This is a genomic window from Pseudomonas sp. C2.3V (genome assembly GCF_058536325.1).
Genome location: NZ_JBZUBN010000001.1, coordinates 456,130 through 472,990, shown reverse-complemented (window position 1 = coordinate 472,990; position 16,861 = coordinate 456,130). Strand labels below are relative to the sequence as shown.

The 16,861-nt window shown below is 53.0% G+C and carries 16 protein-coding genes and 2 tRNA genes; 5 read left to right on the top strand and 13 right to left on the bottom strand.

Features of this window, described 5'->3' with window-relative positions:
* The first annotated feature begins 62 nt into the window (after positions 1 to 62).
* The 5 genes from AC4LF3_RS02345 to AC4LF3_RS02325 all read left to right on the top strand — a co-directional run bounded on the left by AC4LF3_RS02345 (position 63) and on the right by AC4LF3_RS02325 (position 5,591).
* Positions 63 to 941: an oxygenase MpaB family protein gene (locus AC4LF3_RS02345; RefSeq protein ID WP_491834700.1), complete on the top strand. Its 879-nt coding sequence runs from the start codon at positions 63 to 65 to the stop codon at positions 939 to 941.
* A gap of 71 nt (positions 942 to 1,012) precedes the next feature.
* Positions 1,013 to 2,029, top strand: coding sequence for a class I SAM-dependent rRNA methyltransferase (locus AC4LF3_RS02340; protein WP_312272074.1), 1,017 nt, complete (start codon positions 1,013 to 1,015; stop codon positions 2,027 to 2,029).
* 80 nt (positions 2,030 to 2,109) lie between these two features.
* Positions 2,110 to 4,968, top strand: a complete 2,859-nt coding sequence (locus AC4LF3_RS02335) for a DUF748 domain-containing protein (protein ID WP_491834699.1) — start codon at positions 2,110 to 2,112, stop codon at positions 4,966 to 4,968.
* 8 nt (positions 4,969 to 4,976) lie between these two features.
* Positions 4,977 to 5,270 (top strand): DUF2845 domain-containing protein, encoded by a 294-nt coding sequence (locus AC4LF3_RS02330; protein ID WP_010796818.1) that lies wholly within the window; start codon positions 4,977 to 4,979, stop codon positions 5,268 to 5,270.
* A 9-nt stretch (positions 5,271 to 5,279) separates the two neighbouring features.
* A complete protein-coding gene (locus AC4LF3_RS02325; protein WP_010796817.1) occupies positions 5,280 to 5,591 on the top strand; it encodes a DUF2845 domain-containing protein in 312 nt (103 codons plus the stop codon).
* Here AC4LF3_RS02325 and AC4LF3_RS02320 read toward each other — a convergent pair whose 3' ends face one another.
* From AC4LF3_RS02320 to tpiA, 13 genes are all read right to left on the bottom strand, one after another.
* Positions 5,592 to 6,035, bottom strand: a complete 444-nt coding sequence (locus AC4LF3_RS02320; protein ID WP_122043663.1) for a PA2169 family four-helix-bundle protein — start codon at positions 6,033 to 6,035, stop codon at positions 5,592 to 5,594.
* Positions 6,036 to 6,089: 54 nt separating this feature from the next.
* The gene (locus AC4LF3_RS02315; protein WP_010796815.1) at positions 6,090 to 6,452 is read right to left on the bottom strand and encodes a BON domain-containing protein; all 363 of its coding nucleotides are present in this window, start codon (positions 6,450 to 6,452) and stop codon (positions 6,090 to 6,092) included.
* Positions 6,453 to 6,687: 235 nt separating this feature from the next.
* Entirely contained in the window at positions 6,688 to 8,793 is a 2,106-nt protein-coding gene (gene pnp / locus AC4LF3_RS02310; RefSeq protein WP_010796814.1) for a polyribonucleotide nucleotidyltransferase, read from the bottom strand.
* A gap of 154 nt (positions 8,794 to 8,947) precedes the next feature.
* Complete coding sequence (gene rpsO, locus AC4LF3_RS02305; protein WP_010796813.1) at positions 8,948 to 9,217, bottom strand: 30S ribosomal protein S15; 270 nt, start codon at positions 9,215 to 9,217, stop codon at positions 8,948 to 8,950.
* Positions 9,218 to 9,312: 95 nt separating this feature from the next.
* Positions 9,313 to 10,227, bottom strand: coding sequence for a tRNA pseudouridine(55) synthase TruB (gene truB, locus AC4LF3_RS02300; RefSeq protein ID WP_491834698.1), 915 nt, complete (start codon positions 10,225 to 10,227; stop codon positions 9,313 to 9,315).
* 2 nt (positions 10,228 to 10,229) lie between these two features.
* Complete coding sequence (rbfA, locus tag AC4LF3_RS02295; RefSeq protein ID WP_019366080.1) at positions 10,230 to 10,610, bottom strand: 30S ribosome-binding factor RbfA; 381 nt, start codon at positions 10,608 to 10,610, stop codon at positions 10,230 to 10,232.
* A gap of 94 nt (positions 10,611 to 10,704) precedes the next feature.
* Positions 10,705 to 13,299, bottom strand: coding sequence for a translation initiation factor IF-2 (infB, locus tag AC4LF3_RS02290; RefSeq protein ID WP_491834697.1), 2,595 nt, complete (start codon positions 13,297 to 13,299; stop codon positions 10,705 to 10,707).
* A 26-nt stretch (positions 13,300 to 13,325) separates the two neighbouring features.
* Complete coding sequence (nusA, locus tag AC4LF3_RS02285) at positions 13,326 to 14,807, bottom strand: transcription termination factor NusA (RefSeq protein ID WP_491834696.1); 1,482 nt, start codon at positions 14,805 to 14,807, stop codon at positions 13,326 to 13,328.
* A 47-nt stretch (positions 14,808 to 14,854) separates the two neighbouring features.
* Complete coding sequence (gene rimP, locus AC4LF3_RS02280) at positions 14,855 to 15,313, bottom strand: ribosome maturation factor RimP (protein WP_010796808.1); 459 nt, start codon at positions 15,311 to 15,313, stop codon at positions 14,855 to 14,857.
* A 128-nt stretch (positions 15,314 to 15,441) separates the two neighbouring features.
* Positions 15,442 to 15,518 (bottom strand) — tRNA-Met (locus AC4LF3_RS02275).
* 84 nt (positions 15,519 to 15,602) lie between these two features.
* Positions 15,603 to 15,688: transfer RNA gene (locus AC4LF3_RS02270), tRNA-Leu, on the bottom strand.
* A gap of 12 nt (positions 15,689 to 15,700) precedes the next feature.
* Complete coding sequence (gene secG / locus AC4LF3_RS02265; protein ID WP_312509750.1) at positions 15,701 to 16,087, bottom strand: preprotein translocase subunit SecG; 387 nt, start codon at positions 16,085 to 16,087, stop codon at positions 15,701 to 15,703.
* Positions 16,087 to 16,845, bottom strand: a complete 759-nt coding sequence (gene tpiA / locus AC4LF3_RS02260) for a triose-phosphate isomerase (protein ID WP_286790295.1) — start codon at positions 16,843 to 16,845, stop codon at positions 16,087 to 16,089. Before tpiA ends, secG begins: the two co-directional genes overlap by 1 nt.
* Positions 16,846 to 16,861: the final 16 nt, after the last annotated feature.

The window sequence follows — 16,861 nt, the reverse complement described above, 5'->3', positions numbered from 1 at the left end:
TGGATGTCTGGCGGCTCGTTATCCATTAAGCTTTACGTGATGAAGCATCATTTGGGGCTGTAATGGAAATCCTGCGACGCCGTATTGAAAGTCAGGTCATGAGCCTTACCGGGCTAAGCCTGGGCGGAGTCGATTACGAAAACCCACCTGGGGACCCTGGCCTGTTCGGACCTGATTCCGCCTGCTGGAAGGTACACAGTGACTTTACCTGCATGATGATCGGCGGGGTCGCCGCCCTGCTTCTGCAAATGCTGCATCCCTTGGCACTGGCAGGTGTCTGGGATCACTCCCGCTTTCGAGAAGATATGCTGGGCCGATTACGGCGTACCGGCCAATTCATTGCCGCCACTACCTTTGGCAACCAGGCCGATGCACAACGGTTGATCGAAAAAGTCCGGATGATTCATGGCCATATCAAAGGAGTTGCCCTGGATGGACGCCCTTACGCAGCCGATGATCCTGATCTTTTGACGTGGGTACATGTCGCGGAGGTGAGCAGCTTCCTGAAAGCCTACCTTCGCTATTTCAATCCCCACTTTTCCCTTGCGGAGCAGGACCGCTATTACCGCGAAGTTTCTCTGATTGCCAGGCAACTAGGCGCCCAGCAAGTCCCGGCATCACGGATAGAAATCGAACATTACCTCAATACGATGCGCCCAGAGCTGGTCTGCGATGAACGTACGCGCGAGATTACGCAGATCCTGCTTTCAGCCCCAGCCCTCAGTGCGCTGGCCAAGCCATTCGGTTCACTGATCATGAGAGCAGGGATTGATCTGCTACCCGAATGGGCCGCTCAGCAACTGGATATCCTGCCCGGCCACGCGGAGCGGCATCTGGTAAGAGCCGGCGTCAACCGTACAGCTCCTCTGTTACGCTGGGCGGTTCGCAACGGCTCCTCACATCGGGCGCGCCGCCGCATGGGTCAGCCCATCAAGCCCTGATCGGTCGCACGGCAGCCCATAATAATCTGTATTCTGTACGCCTTTATTGCTCTTCGCTTCAAGGCCTGCCCATGCAAACCCTTTTCTCCGCTCTGGACGCAGCATTGTCCCGCCGTGAGCCGCTCCTGACACGACTCCACACCCAGGGTACGGACTGCTATCGACTGTTTCATGGATCACAGGAGGGCGCAGCAGGACTTACGCTCGACCGGTACGGCCCGCAATTACTGATTCAGAGCTTTCACGCCCCTGTCGAAAATGACGTGATCCTTGCACTGCATCAGCAGGTTCAGCGTTTTTTGGGCCAGGAATTATTTCTCGTTTATAACGACCGGTCGCAAGGCAATTCCCGGATTGATCGAAGCAGCACCGCCCATACAACCGAACCAGATGCACTGGAGGCCACCGCCGCTCACGAATGGGGCTTGACCTATCGTGTGCGGGGCCGCCATGCCGGCCAAGACCCGTTACTCTTTCTTGATTTGCGTAACGCGCGAGGCTGGGTCAAGCAGAACAGCCAGGACAAGTCAGTCCTGAATCTCTTTGCCTATACCTGCGGTGTAGGACTCTGCGCGGCGGCTGGTGGAGCGCAGGAGGTCTGGAATCTGGACTTCGCTACGCGCAATCTGGCTGTAGGTCAGGAAAACGGCACTCTCAATCCTTCATTGCCGCCCATGCAGTTCGTTCAGTCGGACTATTTCCCCGCTATTCGCCAGCTAGCCGGCTTACCTATCACTCATCGTCGAGGCCAGCGCTTGCCCGGTTATCCTCGCCTGGACCCAAAGCAATTCGACCTTGTGTTTCTGGATCCACCGGCCTGGGCCAAAAGTGCCTTTGGAACGGTAGACCTTCAGCGTGACTATCAAAGCCTGCTCAAACCAGCGCTTCTGGCTACTGCCGAAAACGGCACCCTGGTGTGCTGTAACAACCTGGCCAAAGTCTCCATGGCAGAATGGCGCGAGTCTGTTCTGCGCTGCGCCAGCAAACAGGGAAGACCGGTACGTGACTGTCAGGTTATCGCGCCAGACGAGGACTTCCCGTCCTTTGACGGCCAACCGCCCCTTAAGACCTTGATTTTACAGTTGTAACGATCACGCTTTGCGCATGCTGCCGTTGGCACCACAGCGGCACGTGCGATACTGGAGAGCACTCTTGATGGATAGACGCCATGCCCAAAGCATTGAAACGCGCCGCCATTGTGTTGTCGCTCCTCCTGCTGTATTGCCTGCTTGGTTTTCTGATTCTCCCGCGCGTTGCGTTGCACGTTGCAAACCAACAGTTGACGCGTTACACCACGCAGCCTGCTCAGATTGATGAGATCACCTTCAATCCCTTCACATTTGAAGTAGAACTGAAGGGGTTTCGCATTGGTTCTCCCGAACACCCCGTCTTGGCAGCCAAGCGCCTCTATGCTGACCTTGAACTGAACAGCTTATGGCGAAGGGAAGCGCATCTGGCGCGTCTGGAGCTGAAAGAGCCCGTTGTCGACGTTACGCTCGAGAAAGACGGTACGCTAAATCTTACCGAGCTGTTTAAAACGCCTGAGAGTTCTGACCCTCAAGACAAGCCTACGGCAAATGCAACCGAGCCACCCTTTCCCTTGACCATCGATGCTCTTGTCCTTCAGAGGGCCCAAGTGCATTACCGAGATCAACAGCTCAAACAGCCCGTCGAAGTCAGTTTCAACCCCATTGATCTGACCCTGGAAAACATCGGCACCCGCACAGAAAATCCAGGCCGCTACAGCCTGAATGCCCAAGCAGGCCAGGATGGGGCACTCACAAGCGAAGGAACGCTCCACTTGGTCCCCTTCACCCTTAATGGCTCCCTGGAGCTCAAGGAGGCTGCGCTGGCCCCCTGGTGGGCCTACGTCAGCGAAGCGCTACCGCTTTCACTCGATAAGGGTCGGTTGAATGGGCATGCTCAGTACTACCTCGAAACAGGAAAAACCTTTCAACTACAACTGTCCAAGACCAGCCTGAGCCTTGATGAGTTTTCCAGCAAAGCAGTCAATGCCACGCCACAGATACATCTAAACCACCTCGCTATTGCCGATGCCACACTGGACCTGACCAAACGCCAGATCCATCTGGGAAAGCTCGAGACCCGAAACTTGGAGGCCTGGGTATCTCGGGATCGGGACGGTCAGCTGGATTGGGCCAAGCTGTTCACCTTCCCAGAGCAACCCGAGGCGTTGCCCGACACACCGAATTGGCAGATCAGCATTGGCAAGACTGACCTACAAGGCGGCCGCCTTCATCTAAAAGACCTGGCCGCTTCAGCACCTGTAGATCTGGACATAAAGGACATCAACCTGGCGTTATCCAGCCTTGATCTGGCAGGCCAAATGCCGACCACGGTCAACCTCAACGCTCAAGTTGGTCTACATGGGCAGCTTGAGGTTAGCGGTGAGCTGACATTGAATCCTGTGACTGCTCGCCTGCATATCATTAACAATGATATCGATCTACGCCTAGCCCAAGCCTATATTGCCCCCTATATCCGTCTTGAAGTGCGGAGCGGCATGCTGGCAAGCGACATCAACCTCTCCCTCCATGATACAGCGCCTCTTGCCTTGTCCGTGACCGGGCAGGCCCAGCTCACCCAGCTGCATACTCTAGATACCCAGCGCCAGCGTGACTTCCTGCGCTGGCAAACGCTTACGCTCAAAGGTATCAGCTATGAGCATGGCCAGCGTCTCGCCATTGATGACATTACTCTGCTGCGCCCCTATGCCCGTCTTATTATCAACGAAGACCTGACCACCAACTTTCGTCAGCTGCTGATTCCTCAACCCAAAGACGAAGCACCTGACAACACCCCTCCGCTAACCCTGCACATCGGCGGTATTCATGTCGTTAACGGCTCGGCCAATTTTGCAGACTATAGCCTTACGCCCAGCTTCATAACAGCTATTCAGGAGCTGAACGGTCAGATCGGCACGCTGGATACAAAGGCCTCCGATCCGGCGGAAATAAGCCTGACCGGCAAGGTGGATCGCTTTGCACCCGTCAATATCAAAGGTCGTCTGAACCCACTGGATCCGCTCAACAAACTCAACGTGACAGCGGCATTCCGTCATGTTGAACTTACAACCCTCACGCCCTATTCCGGAAAATTCGCCGGCTATGCCATCCGCAAAGGGCGCCTGGACCTGGATCTCAACTACCGGATCGACAACAGCAAGCTGGATGCTCAAAACCATCTGGTATTGGATCAACTTGAGCTAGGTGAACGGATTGACAGCCCTGATGCCGTCGACCTGCCTATCAGGCTTGCGGTTGCGCTACTCAAGGACTCCCACGGCAGAATTGACCTGACTCTCCCTGTCGCGGGTAACCTCAACGACCCTAACTTCAGCGTGGCGCCCATCATCTGGCAAACGATGCGCAACGTCATTGCAAGGGCCGTCCAATCGCCCTTCAAGATGCTGGCAGGCTTGGCAGGTCGAGCAGAAACGGACCTCAACGAGATACCCTTTGAAGCGGCCTCGGTCAACTTGACGGGTGAGGCGCGTCAGTCGCTCGATACGCTGGCCCAGGCGCTAAAAAATCGTCCGCAGCTGCAGCTGGATGTAGAAGGCCGTAGCGCGGTTGAGATCGATGGCCCTTCACTTTCTGCGCAGCGCTTGGAGCGCGAATTCCAGACACAATACTACAATTTGCTGCAGCGGCGAGGCGACAAGGTTCCCGCAGATGCCACCCAGCTTGCCGTACCGGAGGATATGCGACCTGCCTTGCTGGAGGGGATTTACCGTACCCGCCTTAAACAACAGCCGCCTGCCGAGTGGACATACCTGAGCGATACCGAGCGGCAGCAGCGTCTGAGTGCTGCCATTCTTGATTCATGGAAAACGAGTGATCTGCTTCTGCGACGACTGGCACAGGCGCGTGCTCAAAACATCAAGCAATACCTCGTAGAAAAGACCGGGCTTGAGGAAGGGCGTATTTATTTAATTGATGTCAATACAAGCCAGCAAGGCAATAATGGGCGTATCGCGGCACAACTTCATCTTGGCAGTAGCTAGGACAGCAGATGAGATACACCACAACCGCCATAGCCCTATTACTAGCGCTCTCCGCCTCGGTGGCGCTAGGTGACACGCTCCGCTGCGGCAGTAACTTGGTTAACCGGGGCGACCGTACGTTTGAGGTACAACGGAAATGCGGCGAACCTGCGCATCGAGATTTTATAGGCTACACGCAGGGTGACTATGGTCGTAGGGAATCGACACGGGAAGAATGGGTTTACGGTCCCTGGAATGGTGGAACCTACATTTTGACATTTGAAGCCAACCGGCTTGTCAGCATCGAATTCACACGTGATTAGAGCCTGTTCATGCCCTTTAATGCTCTTCGAGTCTCTGTACTGCTCATCCTCTCTACCATAGTGTGGCCTGCTCATGCCGAGTCCTTACGATGCGGTAGTCAGCTGGTCAATACAGATGACCATATCAGCGAAATTTACCGTAAATGTGGAAGGCCCGGCAGCCGTGCTAACCTGGGTTACATTGAGGTTGTAGACAGTTACAGAAGACGCAGCGACGTTAAAGTCGAAGAATGGGTGTATGGCCCATGGAACGGCATGTATCACTATTTGACGTTTCGAGGCGACCGGCTGTTCAAGATTGAAAGCAAGCGCGGGCAATAATTACGCCACGTTAAGGCGAAGTTTGAGCTCTAAAAGGTGATCATGGCACAGTTTGGCTTTTTGTAGCTGCTCCTGAACCAGCGGCTTGGCTTCCAGTTCCGGCATATCGTGTATGGCCTGTTCCAGCAGGTGGAGAAGCTGGTCCTCAGACTCCTCTAACACTTGAATATAGGTGGTATCCCCCGCTTCTGCTAGAGCAGCTCTGGTCTGTTCATAAAGCTCTTTGAAGGAGCTTACAAAAAGACTGTCATTAGCAGGCTGCCTGCCATGCAAGGATGTCTGGCTACTTAACAGGATAACCAGACCCGCTTTCATCTGAGCCATCTCAGAGAACAACGCTTTGAGCTGGGGACTGCTCACTGCATTGATCGCTGACTCGTAGAATGTTCTGCCATTACGAGAAACTTCAATCAGATCCACAAAGGCATCTGCTTTTCCAGACATGGCACTTACCTCACAGGTACTAAAAGTGGCGGGCTTCAAGCCCGCCACTTTAGATTACTCGGCCGATTTCAAGCCATCAGCCGATACGGCTTTAACGCCTTTGATATTTTTTGCTTTCTCAACAGCCAGCTCACGCTGAGCGTCTGTCGCAACGGTACCTGAAAGGGAGACTACACCTTTGTTGGTCTCGACCTTGATATCGGTCCCTTTGATATGATCATCAGCAAGGAAAGAAGATTTCACCTTTCCAGTGATCCATGTGTCGGAAACTGTTTCCTCTGCCTTCTCCACGTTGTCATTAGCGGCCAACGTCATCGTTTGATGGTTTGTGGCAGCAAACGCACCTCCGGCAAGCGGCATGCTTAGAGCGGTAACAGCGGCGGCGGCAAGAGCGAAATGGCTGAAAGTCTTCTTCATGGTGTGACTCCTGTTTTGAGTGTACGCCGTATCCTGGCGCTAGCACTAATCATGATCGCAAACAGCATGCCAAGTCGGCTTCATAAAAAAATCATTAAATATCAATAAGTTAATAATTTGGCTTTTTAATAAACCGTTGCACATTGCAATAAATCGTTCATGCAATACATGCAAGTTGCATGAACAGCGGACATAAAAAAGCCCAGCCAAGGCTGGGCTTTCAACTTACTAACTATCAGGCGCCAGAAGCTTCAGCTGCTGCGACATCCTTGATAGAGAGCTTGATACGGCCGCGGTTATCCACGTCCAATACCAATACCTTCACTTCCTGTCCTTCTTTCAGTACATCGGAAACCTTCTCGATGCGCTGATCGCTGATCTGAGAAATGTGTACCAGACCATCTTTGCCAGGCAGGATATTTACGAACGCACCGAAATCGACAATGCGCTCGACCTTACCAACGTAAATCTTGCCGATTTCAGCTTCTGCAGTAATACCCAGAACGCGCTGTTTGGCGGCCTCGGCAGCTTCACGGGTTTCGCCGTAAATCTTGACGCTGCCATCATCTTCGATGTCGATCGACGCCTTGGTTTCTTCACAGATTCCACGAATAACAGCGCCGCCTTTACCGATAACGTCGCGGATCTTGTCCGGCTCGATCTTCATGGCAATCATGGTCGGTGCATTGGCAGACAGCTCTGCACGCGGCTTGGCGATTATCTGATTCATTTGGGACAGGATATTGAGGCGAGCCTCTAGAGCCTGAGCCAAAGCGACTTCCATGATCTCTTCGGTAATACCGTTGATCTTGATGTCCATCTGCAGAGCGGTAACGCCCTTGTCAGTACCGGCCACCTTGAAGTCCATATCGCCGAGGTGATCTTCATCACCTAGAATATCGGTCAGAACAGCAAATCTGTCGCCTTCCTTTACTAGGCCCATCGCAACGCCAGCAACCGGAGCGCGAACTGGAACACCAGCATCCATCAATGCCAACGAGGCACCGCAGACAGAAGCCATGGAGCTTGAGCCGTTTGACTCAGTGATCTCTGAAACAACACGAATGCTGTAAGGAAACTCTTCCTGAGAAGGCAGCATAGCCTGCACACCACGGCGTGCCAGACGGCCATGACCGATTTCACGGCGGCCTGGGCTACCCATACGTCCGCACTCACCAACCGAGAAAGGCGGGAAGTTGTAGTGCAGCATAAAGGTGTCACGACGCTCGCCTTCCAGCATGTCGAGGATCTGAGCATCGCGGGCGGTACCCAGAGTAGTCGCTACCAGCGCCTGAGTTTCACCACGCGTAAACAATGCAGAGCCGTGAGTCTTGGGCAGCACACCCACTTCAATATTCAGCGGACGAACAGTACGGGTATCACGACCATCGATACGCGGCTTACCGCCTACGATGTTCTCACGTACAGTGCGATACTCCAGCAGGCCAAAAATTTCCTTGACCTCGGCGGCACTGTACTGACCCTCTTCCTCACCTGCAAACTTGGCAACAGCCTGATCGCGCAGCTCACCCAGAGCCGCATAACGGTCCTGCTTGATGGTAATGGTATAAGCCTGAGAGATTGCCTCACCAAATTCGGCACGCAGCTGGTTAACCAAAGCTGTGTTCTCGACCGGAGCTTGCCAGTCCCACGTAGGCTTGCCTGCTTCAGCAGCAAATGCCTTGATTGCCTCGATGACAACCTGGAACTCTTCATGGGCAAACAGTACAGCGCCCAGCATCTGGTCTTCAGTCAGCTCGTCCGCTTCGGACTCAACCATTAGAACCGCGTCAGAGGTACCTGCGACAACCATGTCCAGGCTGGAACTCTGAAGCTGCTCATAGCTTGGGTTGATGATATAGCCCAGCTCTGGGTGGAACCCTACGCGTGCAGCACCAATCGGGCCCGCGAACGGAATGCCGGAAATAGCCAGAGCGGCAGACGTACCGATCATGGCAGCAATATCCGGATCAGACTTCTTGTTGGTAGAAACTACAGTACAGACAACCTGTACTTCGTTCATGAAGCCTTCGGGGAATAGAGGACGAATCGGGCGATCGATCAGGCGGGAGGTCAATGTTTCCTTTTCGCTTGGACGACCTTCACGCTTGAAATAGCCACCGGGGATACGACCTGCCGCATACGTCTTTTCCTGATAGTGGACAGACAGCGGGAAGAAGTCACGGCCTTCTGCTGGAGACTTGGCGCCCACAACAGTGACCAGGACGCTAACGTCTTCAGTACTGACAAGTACTGCACCACTGGCCTGACGCGCAATACGGCCCGTCTCCAGGGTTACGGTCTGCTGACCGAATTTGAATGTCTTGATTACTGGATTCACAGTATTTCCTTCTTGTATTGCCCTTGGGGAAATCTTGAGAGCGGCGGGGTATCGGACCCGGCGCGATCTCAGGGGACGCATGAAGCAAAAAAGCTGGAAACCGGCATAGCCGACCCCCAGCTTTTAAGCGACTAGCGTCCAGCTTGCATCGTGATCAACGACGCAGGCCCAGACGGCTGATCAGGTCACTGTAACGAGTAGTGTCCTTGGCCTTCAGGTAGTCCAGCAGCTTACGACGCTGGTTAACCATACGGATCAGACCACGACGGCTGTGGTGGTCCTTGCTGTTGGCCTTGAAGTGACCCTGCAGCTTGTCGATATTGGCAGACAGCAGAGCAACCTGCACTTCCGGAGAACCGGTATCGCCTTCGCCGCGCTTGTAGTCGTTAACGATCTGGGCTTTTTCTTCAACGCTAAGTGCCATGATAGGGCTCCTAGATATAACAGGCCGAGGGAACTACCCCCGTGTTCAGAGAAGAGGAATGACCATGCCTGTTAACAGCCACCCTCATATCAGTCTTACGACCGAACCAAACGACGCGGCGCAATACGCCCGTCGTCAGTCACCTCACCGATACCGATGAAGCGACCTTCATTATCCTGTACTCGCATCCAGCCAAATTTGGGCGCGTTCGCCGCTCGCACCGGCTGACCATGCAACCAATAGTAGGCTGTGTGCTCGGTCAGTTGTAGCAGCGGCCAGTGCTCCAGACCACTATCAACCGGGAGCAGGAAGGCATCCAACGCTTCTGCACCACCTTCTTCGTGCACTTTTTCAAGCACCTCAAGGCTTACAGACTGAGCCAGAGCGAAGGGGCCTGCCTGAGTTCTGCGTAGTTCCGCTACATGAGCTCCGCAACCAAGCGTCTGGCCTAAGTCTTCGACCAGGGACCGAATGTAGGTGCCCTTGCTACAGTGCACATCGAGTGTAGCGCGATCCGTTGTCAGCGCCAGCAGCTCGAGACGGCTAATAGTAACAGAACGCGGTTCACGCTCCACCACCTCGCCTGCACGAGCCAGCTTATAGAGCGGCTGACCGTCTCGCTTCAGCGCCGAATACATAGGCGGAACCTGTAGGATATCACCTCGAAACACTGGCAGGGCTGCTTCTACAGCCGAGGCGTCAAGGTTTACCTCTCGACGGTCAACGATTTCTCCCTCGGCATCACCTGTCGTTGTAGTGACACCTAGCTGCATAACCGTTTCATACCCTTTATCCGCATCAAGCAGATACTGGGAGAACTTTGTTGCCTCACCAAAGCACAACGGCAAAACACCTGTTGCCAATGGATCAAGGCTACCGGTATGCCCCGCTTTTTCAGCATTAAGCAACCAGCGTACCTTCTGCAGGGCCGCATTAGAGGTCAGGCCTCGCGGCTTGTCGAGTACCAGAATACCGTTAACCGATCGACGGATTCGTTTCACTTGCGCCACGCTTACTCTCCATCCTCGTGACGACGATCTTCAGATACTGCACGCTCGATCAACGCAGACAGTTCCGCTCCGCGACGGATGCTCTCATCATAATGAAAGCGCATTTGCGGGATCGTCCTAAGCTTCATTGCGCGTCCTAACTGCTGACGCAAAAAGCCAGAGGCTTCATTCAGAATCCCTAAATTCTGGGCAATATCCTCAGACGAATCTTTACCCAAAACAGTAATAAATACTTTGGCGTGGGAAAGATCACGCGCCACATTGACGTCAGTAATCGTTACCAGGCCCAGACGAGGATCTTTAATTTCCCGCTGAATCAAAAGCGCTAACTCACGCTGCATCTGATCACCGATGCGCTGAGTACGAGTGTATTCTTTAGCCATCTTCGCTCTCTCTTAAAGCCAGGTGCTGTTAAAAAGACGAAGCTGGAAGCTGCCTTGCGGCAACTTCCAGCTCCTGGCTTTTCGCTTGCGTGAATTACAGCGAGCGTGCTACTTCGACCTTCTCGAAAACTTCGATCTTATCGCCGACCTTAACGTCGTTATAGCTCTTCACACCGATACCGCATTCCATGCCGGCACGAACTTCAGCCACGTCATCTTTGAAGCGACGCAGAGATTCAAGTTCACCTTCAAAGATCACAATATCTTCACGTAGAACACGAATCGGACGATTGCGATGGACCATGCCTTCAACAACCATACAGCCTGCAACAGCACCAAACTTCGGCGAGCGGAAGACGTCACGAACTTCTGCAATGCCCAGAATGTTCTCGCGAACATCGCTGCCCAGCATACCCGTTAGCGCTTTCTTAACATCTTCGATAATGTCGTAGATCACGTTGTAATAACGTAGATCCAAACCTTCCTGCTCAATGATCTTACGAGCACCAGCATCGGCACGAACGTTAAAGCCGAAGAGAACCGCATTAGAAGCCAGCGCTAGGTTCGCATCACTTTCAGTGATACCCCCTACACCACCAGCAACAACACGCACCTGAACTTCATCGTTACCCAGACCACTTAGCGAGCTTTGCAGAGCCTCTAGAGAACCGCGCACATCGGACTTGAGAACGATGTTAAGCGTCTTTTTCTCGTCTTGGCCCATGTTTTCGAAAATATTTTCGAGCTTGCCTGCCTGAGCACGTGCCAGCTTGACCTCACGGAACTTACCCTGACGGAACAAGGCAACTTCACGCGCTTTTTTCTCATCGGTCAGAACAGTCAGCTCATCACCGGCATCCGGCGTGCCATCCAAGCCAAGAATTTCGACGGGGATGGATGGGCCTGCCTCTTTGATCGGCTTGCCGTTCTCATCGAGCATGGCACGGATACGACCGAAGTTAACACCGACCAGGGCCATATCACCCTGACGCAGAGTACCGTTTTGCACCAGAACAGTAGCAACCGGTCCGCGACCCTTATCAAGGCGCGACTCAATTACTACACCACGACCTGGAGCCGAAGGTGTTGCAGTCAATTCAAGAACTTCAGCCTGCAGAAGAATGGCTTCTAACAGCTCATCAACGCCAGTACCTGCTTTGGCAGATACATGAACAAACTGAGTATCACCGCCCCACTCTTCTGGGATGACATCACGCCCAGCCAGATCATGTTTAACACGGTCCGGATCTGCATCAGGCTTGTCGATCTTGTTTACTGCAACAACGATCGGCACACCAGCAGCCTTAGCGTGCTGGATAGCTTCTTCTGTCTGTGGCATGACACCGTCATCGGCAGCGACAACCAGAATAACAATGTCGGTTGCCTGAGCACCACGAGCACGCATGGCGGTAAATGCTGCGTGACCAGGGGTATCCAGGAACGTCACCATGCCACGATCAGTGTTTACATGGTAGGCGCCGATATGCTGGGTAATGCCACCCGCTTCGCCTGCTGCAACCTTGGCGCGACGGATGTAGTCCAGCAAGGAAGTCTTACCATGGTCAACGTGACCCATGACCGTAACCACCGGCGCACGGTGAACCTGCTCGCCCTCGAACTTGAGGGACTCAGCCAGCTGCTCTTCCAATGCATTTTCGCTAACCAGCTTAACCTTGTGACCAAGCTCCTCAGCAACCAGCTGAGCGGTTTCACGATCCAGCACTTGGTTGATCGTGGCAGGCGAGCCCATCTTAAACATGAACTTGATGACTTCAGCTGCCTTGACAGACATCTGCTGGGCCAGCTCAGCAACAGTAATTGTTTCGCCTAAAGCGACTTCACGAACAACCGGCCCTGTAGGGTTCTGGAAGCCATGCTGGTTACGCTTTTTGAGCTTGGACTTGTTTCGGCCGCCACGGCGACCGCCAAAACCATCATCTTCATCATCGCCAGCGCTACGAACAACGCGCGGACTACTAACCTTATCCTTCTCCTTCAAGGAAGGACGGTGCTGTGCATGCTTGCGATCGCGACGCTCATCCTCATCCCGCTTGCCTGCTACAGGCGGCGCTACGGGACGACGCGGTTCTTCGCGCTTACGCTCATCAGATGCAGCTGCCGGCGCTGCCGGTGCTGCTTTATTTGCAACCACTTCTTCCACTACTTCCTCGGGCTTGGTTTCTGTAGCGGCTTTCGCAGCCGCTTCTGCCACTTCTTGAGCGGCCTTGGCAGCAGCTTGCTGGCGAGCTTCTTCTTCAGCTTTAAGGCGAGCTTCCTCTTCGGCCTTCAAGCGAATCTCTTCTTCTGCTCGCTGGCGAGCTTCTTCTTCGGCCTTCAAGCGAGCAGCCTCTTCGGCCTCGCGCTGTGCCTCAAGCTCACGCTGCTGTTCGGTCGCCAACTCATCGGGACTTTGCTTGACGTAGGTCTTCTTTTTACGGACTTCGACATTAACCGTCTTGCTTCCAGACACCTTCAATGTCGTTTGAGTCTTGCGCTGGAGCGTTATTTTACGCGGTTCTTCCAGCTTGGTGTTTCCTTTCAGATGAGACAGCAGTTTTTGCTTTTCAGTGTCGGTCACAACCTGGTCTGCACTGCTATGGGACAGACCCGCTTCCCGCATTTGCTGCAGCAGGCGTTCAACCGGTGTATTGACCGTTTGGGCCAGTTCTTTCACCGTGACTTGCGTCATGCACTCTTCTCCTCAGGCAGCACCGCTCACTCAAACCAATGGGCACGGGCAGCCATGATCAACTTGCCGGCACGCTCTTCATTCATGCCGTTAATATCGAGCAGGTCATCAATGGACTGCTCGGCAAGATCTTCGCGATTGGCAACGCCTCGCTGCGCCAGCTCAAGCGCGAGTTCCTCAGTCATGCCTTCGAGACTAAGCAAATCTTCTTCCGGCTTCTTGTCAGCCAGTTGTTCTTCCGTCGCGATGGCACGGGTTAACAGGCGGTCCTTAGCCCTATTACGAAGCTCATTGACGATATCTTCATCGAAACCATCAATATTGAGCATTTCCTCCATGGGAACGTAGGCGATTTCTTCGAGCGTGGTGAAACCTTCTTCAACCAACACCTGAGCCAACTCTTCATCTACGTCCAGTTCGTCTACAAACTGCTGAAGAATATCGCCCGTCTCTGCCTGCTGCTTGGCCATGATGTCCTCTTCGGTCATCACGTTCAGCGTCCAGCCTGTCAATTGACTTGCAAGGCGAACGTTTTGGCCACTACGACCAATAGCCTGAGCTAAATTATCAGCGGCAACTGCGATATCCATGGTGTGGGTATCTTCATCAACAATGATTGACGCAACCTCAGCAGGCGCCATGGCATTGATAACGAACTGAGCAGGGTTGTCATCCCACAAAACGATGTCTACTCGCTCACCGCCCAATTCGCCAGACACGGCCTGGACACGCGATCCCCGCATGCCGATACAGGCACCCTGCGGATCGATACGCTTGTCTTTCGAGCGCACGGCAATTTTGGCACGCGAGCCTGGATCCCGAGCAGCGGCCATAACATCAATCAGCTGCTCAGATATTTCCGGTACTTCAATCCGGAATAGCTCAATCAACATTTCAGGCGCTGTGCGCGACAGGTTTAGCTGAGGACCACGATTTTCTGTACGGATTTCCTTGAGCAGTGCACGAACCCGAACGCCAACACGGAAGTTTTCCCGTGGGATGATCTGATCACGAGCCAGTAAGGCTTCTGCATTGTTGCCCAAGTCGACGATTACATTGTCTCGCGTAACTTTTTTGACTGTACCAGAAATGATCTCACCCACTTTTTCGCGGTAAGCATCAACAATCTGAGCACGCTCAGCTTCACGCACTTTCTGGACAATAACTTGCTTGGCTGTTTGAGCCGCGATGCGGCCGAACTCTATGGATTCGATCTTTTCTTCAATCAGATCGCCAATTTTGGCATCTGGATTGATTTCCTGAGCCTCATCGAGCGTCAGGTTTGCTGCTGGATTATCAAAGTCTTCATCTTTGACAACTGTCCAGCAGCGAAACGTTTCATAACTACCGTTGTGGCGATTAATAGCCACACGCAGCTCTACATCTTCTTCGTAGCGTTTCTTTGTGGCAGTGGCCAGGGCTAGCTCCAATGCCTCGAAAATGACACCGGGCGGAACACCTTTTTCATTGGAAACCGATTCCACTACCAGTAGAACTTCTTTACTCATCGTACGCCTCGCCTGTCGCAATCCTTTGGGATCCGCGGATTTGCGCCTTATTCAAATCGGGGAATGACATTAGCCTTATCGATCATCTCGACGGGAAGCAGATATTCATGGTCATCAACCTGAACCACGACATCCTGTTCTTCCACACCGCGCAAAAGGCCTTGAAAATTGCGGCGGCCTTCATAAGGCGAACGAAGCCTTATTTTTACTTGCTCACCGACAAAAGCGTTGAATTGCTCAAGAGTGAATAAAGGTCTATCCATACCTGGAGATGAAACCTCCAAGGTGTATTCGCCCGGAATAGGATCTTCTACGTCTAAAATCCCGCTAACTTGACGACTGACTTTTTCACAGTCCTCAACCAGAATTCCGTTTGAATGATCGATATAGACCCTTAGCAGAGAATGCCGGCCCTGGGAAATGTACTCGATGCCCCAGCATTCATAGCCAAGCGCTTCGATGACGGGGGCCAGCATGGCTTGCAACTGTTCTAGCTTGCTCGACACCTGGTTGCCTCACGCATGCTGTGCAAATAAAAAATGGGCGATAACGCCCATCCCTTGTGGTCGCTGCAAGAACGCACGACCTGATTGTTCAGCTAACAAAAAGCCCCTATAAAGGGGCCTTTGTTGACTGGTTGCGGGGGCAGGATTTGAACCTACGACCTTCGGGTTATGAGCCCGACGAGCTACCAGACTGCTCCACCCCGCGTCAAAGCTGGAGCGAAAGTATAAGAAAGAGTCTCTTTCAGGTCAATCTACTTACGCTCACGACACTATTTTCAGTGTCTAAATATGGTGCCGAAGATGGGACTCGAACCCATACAGCCGTTGGCCACTACCCCCTCAAGATAGCGTGTCTACCAATTCCACCACTTCGGCAAAAACTTCTTACTATTTCTGATTTCCCGGAACATCACCTTCTGAGGATGTCGAAGGTTTCTGCTGTGACATGGGAACATCATCATTTGCCGCAGGCTTCTGAACCTCAGGTGCCTGCTGCATGGCTGCAGGCTTAGGAAGTCCCACTTCCTGCAACGCGTTGGCTTTTTCCTTAGCGAAATAAGCCAAACCTAAACTAGTAGCAAAAAAAACCGCCGCCAGTATAGCAGTAAAACGACTCAAAAAGGTAGCAGAACCTTGGCTTCCAAAAACAGTACCCGAAGCACCCGCACCAAAAGAAGCACCAGCGTCCGCACCCTTACCCTGCTGAAGAAGAACTAGGACAACCAGTCCCAGCGCCATTAGCAGATGCACGACAACAACTAGAGTTTCTAACATCATTTACTTCCAGCAGCGTGATAAATCACGCCAAATTCATTCGCATTTAGGGAGGCTCCACCTACAAGCCCACCATCGATATCAGGCATACCGAACAATTCGGCAGCATTACCGCCCTTTACACTTCCACCGTATAGCAGCCGAACTTTATCAGCCACAACATTGCTATAAGAGCGGATAAACTGTCGCAGTTCCTGATGCACCGCCTGAGCTTCATCAGGAGTTGCTGTCAATCCTGTACCTATCGCCCATACAGGCTCATAGGCTACAACCGCAGACTCAAAAGCCTCGATACCCAGCACATCTATTACAGATTTGAGCTGCCCTTTAACAACGTCAAAGGTCTTACCAGCTTCTCGCTGCTCTCGAGTCTCACCAACACAAAGGACCGGCACTATACCCATCTTTTGGGCTGAAGCAAACTTTTTTGCAACCGTATCGTCATCTTCTAGCAAGATCAAACGACGCTCGGAATGCCCTACAAGGACATATCCACAGCCCACATCACGCAACTGAGAAGCTGCTATCTCACCAGTGAGCGCACCTTGCTCAGGCTGCACGGCACAATCTTGCGCGCCGAGGCCTATACTACTATCCGCAAGGCCTACCTCTACCTGATCAATAAACAGAAATGGCGGAAACACTACCATCTCAACTTCATCAGACAAGGCGAGCTTACTCAACCCTTCTATCAGCTCGGCTACATCTGCACGTGTTCCGTGCATTTTCCAGTTACCAGCGACCAAAGGCTTGCGCATGCTAATGCCTCAGTGA

Bases quoted from the DNA above. Each gene is read 5' to 3' on its own strand.
- AC4LF3_RS02345 (WP_491834700.1), top strand. From the start codon at position 63: ATGGAAATCCTGCGACGCCGTATTGAAAGTCAGGTCATGAGCCTTACC.
- AC4LF3_RS02340 (WP_312272074.1), top strand. From the start codon at position 1,013: ATGCAAACCCTTTTCTCCGCTCTGGACGCAGCATTGTCCCGCCGTGAG.
- AC4LF3_RS02335 (WP_491834699.1), top strand. From the start codon at position 2,110: ATGCCCAAAGCATTGAAACGCGCCGCCATTGTGTTGTCGCTCCTCCTG.
- AC4LF3_RS02330 (WP_010796818.1), top strand. From the start codon at position 4,977: ATGAGATACACCACAACCGCCATAGCCCTATTACTAGCGCTCTCCGCC.
- AC4LF3_RS02325 (WP_010796817.1), top strand. From the start codon at position 5,280: ATGCCCTTTAATGCTCTTCGAGTCTCTGTACTGCTCATCCTCTCTACC.
- AC4LF3_RS02320 (WP_122043663.1), bottom strand. From the start codon at position 6,035: ATGTCTGGAAAAGCAGATGCCTTTGTGGATCTGATTGAAGTTTCTCGT.
- AC4LF3_RS02315 (WP_010796815.1), bottom strand. From the start codon at position 6,452: ATGAAGAAGACTTTCAGCCATTTCGCTCTTGCCGCCGCCGCTGTTACC.
- rpsO (WP_010796813.1), bottom strand. From the start codon at position 9,217: ATGGCACTTAGCGTTGAAGAAAAAGCCCAGATCGTTAACGACTACAAG.
- rbfA (WP_019366080.1), bottom strand. From the start codon at position 10,610: ATGGCTAAAGAATACACTCGTACTCAGCGCATCGGTGATCAGATGCAG.
- infB (WP_491834697.1), bottom strand. From the start codon at position 13,299: ATGACGCAAGTCACGGTGAAAGAACTGGCCCAAACGGTCAATACACCG.
- nusA (WP_491834696.1), bottom strand. From the start codon at position 14,807: ATGAGTAAAGAAGTTCTACTGGTAGTGGAATCGGTTTCCAATGAAAAA.
- secG (WP_312509750.1), bottom strand. From the start codon at position 16,087: ATGTTAGAAACTCTAGTTGTTGTCGTGCATCTGCTAATGGCGCTGGGA.
- tpiA (WP_286790295.1), bottom strand. From the start codon at position 16,845: ATGCGCAAGCCTTTGGTCGCTGGTAACTGGAAAATGCACGGAACACGT.